This is a genomic window from Streptomyces antioxidans, from assembly GCF_000968685.2.
Lineage (GTDB): Bacteria > Actinomycetota > Actinomycetes > Streptomycetales > Streptomycetaceae > Streptomyces > Streptomyces antioxidans.
This window is the reverse complement of sequence record NZ_LAKD02000168.1, coordinates 1-5,458: the sequence shown is the minus strand read 5'-3', so window position 1 is coordinate 5,458 and position 5,458 is coordinate 1. Positions and strand designations below refer to the sequence as shown.

Annotated in this window: 1 protein-coding gene; it reads right to left on the bottom strand. The window is 74.8% G+C overall.

Going from position 1 to position 5,458, the window contains the following annotated elements; genetic code table 11:
* Window positions 1–5,458, bottom strand: a 5,458-nt coding sequence (locus VT50_RS37175; RefSeq protein WP_143645353.1) for a type I polyketide synthase, incomplete at both ends; no start/stop codon positions are given.

The following is a 5,458-nucleotide window of genomic DNA, read 5'->3' as shown; positions in this document are numbered from 1 at the left end:
CTGCTGCGGGTCCATCGCCACGGCCTCGCGCGGCGAGATGCCGAAGAATCCGGGGTCGAACTCCGGGAGGTCGTAGAGGAATCCGCCTTCCCGGGCGTATGTGGTGCCCGGCCGGTCCGGATCCGGGTGGTAGAGCGCGTCCAGGTCCCAGCCGCGGTCCTCGGGCATCGGGCCGACCGCGTCGCCGCCATCGCGCACCAGTTCCCAGAACAGCCGCGGATCGGTTGCGCCGCCGGGGAACCGGCAGCTCATCCCGACGATCGCGATCGGCTCGCGGGTGTCCACGGCGGTCCTGGCCGCGGACGCCCTCACCGGTGCGGCCGTCGGCGCCGCGGTGGTCAGCCTGCCGAGCAGGTGCTCGGCGAGCTCGGCGGGGCTCGGGTAGTCGAAGATCAGCGTTGATGGCAGCCGCTGCCCGGTCGCCGTACCGAGTCCGTTGCGCAGCTCCACGGCGGTCAACGAGTCGAAGCCGAGCTCGCTGAACGTGGCGGTGGGTGCGACGGCGTCCGCGCCACCGTGTCCGAGCACCGCGGCGGCCTGCCCGCGCACCAGGTCCAGGAGCATGGCCCGCCGCTCGTCCGGGGTGGCTGCGGCGAGCCGGCCGGCCAGGGACGCCTGGTCGTCGTCCGCGGTGGCGGCGCGGCGGCGTGCGGGGCCGCCCGCGAGCGTGCGGAACAGCGGTGGCAGCTCACCGGCGGCGGCCTGTTCGCGCAGCCGGGGGAGGTGCAGCTTCACCGGTACGAGCGCCGGTTCGGTCAGCGCGCAGCCGAGGTCGAACAGGGCCAGTCCGTCCCGTTCGGACAGGGTGGTGACGCCGGAGCGCCCGGCGCGCCGGGTGTCCTGGCCGGAGAGCCTGCCGATCATCCCGGACTGCTCGGCCCAGCTTCCCCACGCCAGCGACACCGCGGGCAGGCCGAGTGCCCGGCGGTGTGCGGCCAGCGCGTCGAGGAAGGCGTTCGCGGCGGCGTAGTTCGCCTGGCCCGCCGAGCCGAACACCCCCGCCGCGGAGGAGAACAGCACGAACGCGGTGAGCGGCAGTCCCGCGGTGAGCTCGTGGAGGTGCCACGCACCGTCCGCCTTGGGCCGCAGGACGTGGTCGATCCGGTCCGGGTCCATGTCCTCGAGCAGTCCGTCGTCGAGCACGCCCGCCGCGTGCACCACCGCGGTCAGCGGCCGGTCGCGGCCGCAGTCGGCGACGAGGGCCGCCACCGCGTCCCGGTCGGCGATGTCACAGGAGATCAGACGCGGCAGCGCGCCCAGCTCGGTCAGCTCGCGGACCAGCTCGTCGGCGCCCTCGGCAGTGGGGCCGGAGCGGGAGGCGAGCACCAGGTGCCGCACCCCGTGCTCGGTCACCAGGTGCCGGGCCAGCCGGGCGCCGAGTCCGCCGGTCGCACCGGTCACCAGCACGGTGCCGTGGGCGTGCCAGGTGGTGGGCAGCGCCAGCACGTTCTTGCCGATGTGCTTGCCCTGTCCGACGTGGCGGAACGCCTCGACGGTCCGGTGCACGCCCCAGACCCGCAGCGGGAGCGGCCGCAGCGCCTCCCGGTCGAACAGGGCGACCAGTTCGGTGAGCATCCGGCCGATCCGCTCCGGGCCCGCCTCGAGCAGGTCGAACGCCCGGTACGCGACTCCGGCGTGGTCGGCGGCGACCTGCGCGGCGTCGCGCACGTCGGTCTTGCCCATCTCCAGGAAGGTGCCGCCGGGCGCGGTGGTGCGGAGCGAGGCGTCCACGAAGGTGCCGGCGAGCGAGTTCAACACCACGTCGACGCCCCGGCCTCCGGTGGCGGCGGAGAACCGCTGCTCGAACTCCAGGGTGCGGGAGGACGCGAGCTGGTCCTCGTCGAGTCCCATGGCGCGCACGGTGTCCCACTTGCCGGGGCTCGCGGTGCCCAGCACCCGGGCCCCGAGGTGGGTGGCGATCTGCACGGCGGCCATGCCGACGCCGCCCGCGGCCGAGTGCACGAGCACGGTCTGCCCGGCGCGCAGGTCCGCCAGCTCGGTCAGCGCGTACCAGGCGGTCAGGAAAACCATCGGCACCGAGGCCGCCGCGGCGAACGACCACCCCGCGGGCATCGGCACGACCATGCGGTGGTCGGCGATGGTCACTGGCCCGAAGGCGCCGGGGAACAGGCCCATCACGGCGTCGCCGGGTGCGAACCCGGTCACGCCGGGGCCGGTCTCCAGGACGATGCCCGCGCCCTCGGAACCGACCGATGCCTGCTCCGGGTACATGCCGAGGCCGATCATGACGTCGCGGAAGTTCAGCCCGCCCGCCTGTACGCCGACCCTGAGCTGCCCGGCGGCCAACGGCTGTGCCGCTGCCTCATTCTGACGTAGCGTCAGCTCGTCGAGTACGCCGCTCTCGCCGACGTCCACCCGCCACGGGCCGTGCGGGGCGCTGAGCAGGCCCTCGGTGGCCCGGCCGAGCCGCGGTACGAGCACCTGCCCGTCCCGGACGGCGCACCTGGGTTCGCCCGCGTCCAGTGCGACGGCGACCGCCTCGATCCCCGCCGCGGGGTCTGCACCCGGTTCGAGGTCGGCGAGGGCGAACCGCCCCGGGTGTTCGGACTGCGCCGTGGCCACCAGGCCCCATACGCCCGCGCCGGCGAGCCCGGGCACATCCTCGCCCTGTGTCGCGGATACGGCGCCGTTGGTGGCGATGAGCAGTGTGGAGGCGCCGAGGCGGTCCTCGGCCAGCCACCGCCGCATCAGGTCGAGCACCGCGTTGCAGGCCCGGCGGGCGGCGGCGGGCGTCGACCGGTCCGGCACCGGCGGCCGGTACACCACGACGGGTGCGACAGTGCCGGTGGGCAGGTCACCCTCCGGGCCGAGCTCCGTCCACGGTGCCCGCTGTGGGGCGGTGCCCGGTTCCGGCAGCGCGGTCCAGTCCACCCGGAGCATCGCGTCGGCGGCGGGTTCGGGCCGGGCCGCGGCCGGTGGCCGGAGCACGAGCGACCCGACCTCGGCCACGGCAGCTCCGGCCGCGTCGGCGACCAACAGCGACACCGCGTTGCCGACCCTGGTGAGCCGGGCCCGTACGGTGGCCGCGCCCGCGGCGAACAGCCGCACACCGGTCCAGGAGAACGGCACGCCCTCGAACCCCGACCCACGCCACCCGGAGACGCCGAGCGCGTGCAGCAGGGAGTCCAGTAGCGCGGGGTGCAGCCCGAACCGGGTGGCGTCGTCCGCCCGGTCGTCCGGCAGTGCCACCTCGGCGAACACCGCGTCCCCCAGGCGCCACACGCCGCGCAGCCCGCGGAACACCGGCCCGTAGTCGAATCCCGCGCCGGTGAGCCGGTCGTAGAGCCCGTCCACCGGGACCGGCGACGCTCCCGGCGGCGGCCATTCCGTCAGCTCCGGTTCGGTTGCGGACGGTTCGGCCGGGGACGGTCCGGCCGGGGACAACAGGCCGGTCGCGTGTCGCGCCCAGGCCCCGGTGTCGGCTCCTTCGGACCGGGAGTGGACCTGTACGGTGCGGTGGCCCTCGTCGTCGGCGGCGCCGACGACGAGTTGGAGCTCGACCGCGCCCGAGTCCGGCAGTACGAGCGGGGCCTGCAGGTTCAACTCTTCGATCCGGCCACAGCCGACCTCGTCGCCCGCGCGCAGGGCGAGTTCGACGAATGCGGTGCCGGGCAGCAGGACCGAGCCCCGCACCCGGTGCCCGGCGAGCCACGGATGGGTGGCGAGCGACAGCCTGCCGGTGAGCACGGTGGTGTCCGCGCCGGCGATGGACACGGTCGCGCCGAGCAGCGGATGCCCCGCGGTGCGCAGACCGGCCCCGGCGACATCTCCGGCGAACCCGGCGGGTACGTCGAGCCAGAACCGTTCGTGCTGGAAGGCGTACGTGGGCAGGTCGATCCGGCGGGGCCGGTGTGCGGCGAGCACGGCCGCCCAGTCGACGGTGACGCCCCGCGTGTGCAGCCGGGCCGTGGCGGCGAGCAGCTGCTCGGGGTCGTCCCTGCCCGCCCGCAGCGCGGGCACCGCGACGGCTCCGTTGCCCGTGTCGTTCCGGGCGGTGGCGGCCGTGGCGTCGGCGACCATGGCGCTCAGCACGCCGTCAGGTCCGAGTTCGAGGAACGTCCGCACGCCCTGTACGGCCATCAGGCCGAGCGCGTCGGCGAACCGGACGGCGCCCCTGACCTGCGCCACCCAGTAGTCCGGGGTGGACACCCGGTCGGTGACGGTGCCGGTGAGGTTGGCCACCAGCGGGATCTGGGCGGGCCGGAAGTCGAGCCCGGCGATGCGCTGGCCGAACTCGTCCAGCATCCCGTCCAGGTGTGCGGAGTGGAAGGCGTGGGAGACCCGGAGCCGCTTGGTCCTGCGCCCGTCGGCCGCGCACCGCGCCGCCACGTCCTCGATCGCGTCGGCGTCCCCGGACAGCACCACCGCGGTCGGCCCGTTGACCGCGGCGATGCCGACCCGGTCGGCGAGGCCGTCCAGCAGCGCGGCCACCTCGACCTCGCCGGCCTCGACCGCGAGCATCGCGCCACCGGAGGGGCAGGCCTGCATCAAGGTGGCGCGTGCGGCCACCAGTGTGCAGGCGTCGGCCAGGGACAACACGCCCGCGGCGTAGGCGGCGGACACCTCGCCGACCGAGTGGCCGGCGACGAAGGCAGGTGTGCAACCCCATGTGCGCAGCTGTGCGTAGAGGGCGACCTCCAGGGTGAACAGGGCGCACTGGGCGTACACGGTCTGGTCGAGCGGGTCCGGTCCCGGCTCGTCGAACAGGATCTCGCGCAGCGGCCGGTCCAGGTGCGGGTCAAGGTGCCCGCACACCTCGTCCACGACCCGGGTGAACTCGTCGAAGACGCCGTAGAGCGCGCGCCCCATGCCGGGGCGTTGACTGCCCTGCCCGCTGAACAGCACGGCGAAGCGGCCCTCGGCCGCGATGTCGTGCACCACGGCGGGGTGCGGTTCACCGGCGGCCAGCGCGGCGAGTCCCCGGCGCAGCTCGGCCCGGTCCGCGCCGAGGACCACCGCACGGTGCGGGAGCTGGGCACGGGTGGTGGCGAGCGAGAAGCCGATGTCCGCTGCCCCAGGCCCGGCGTTGTCGTCCACGAGGGCGAGCAGCCGCTCGGCCTGGGCTCGTAGCCCGGCCTCGCCGCGGCCGGACAGCGGCAACGCGACCGGGGTCCGCGCGTCGGCGGGATCTGCGTCGGGTACGGGACCGGCGTCGGGTACGAGGTCGGGGTCCGCCGATGGCTCGGGCTGTTCGATGATCACATGGGCGTTGGTGCCGCTGACCCCGAACGCGGAGATACCGGCCCTGCGGGGACGTCCTTCGGCCTGCCAGGACCGCGGCTCGGTCAGCAGTTCCACGGCACCCGCCGACCAGTCCACGTGCGAGGACGGCTGGTCCACGTGCAGCGTGCGGGGCAGCAGTTCGTGATGCATCGCCATGATCATCTTGATCAGGCCGGCGACTCCGGCCGCGGCCTGGGTGTGGCCGATGTTGGAC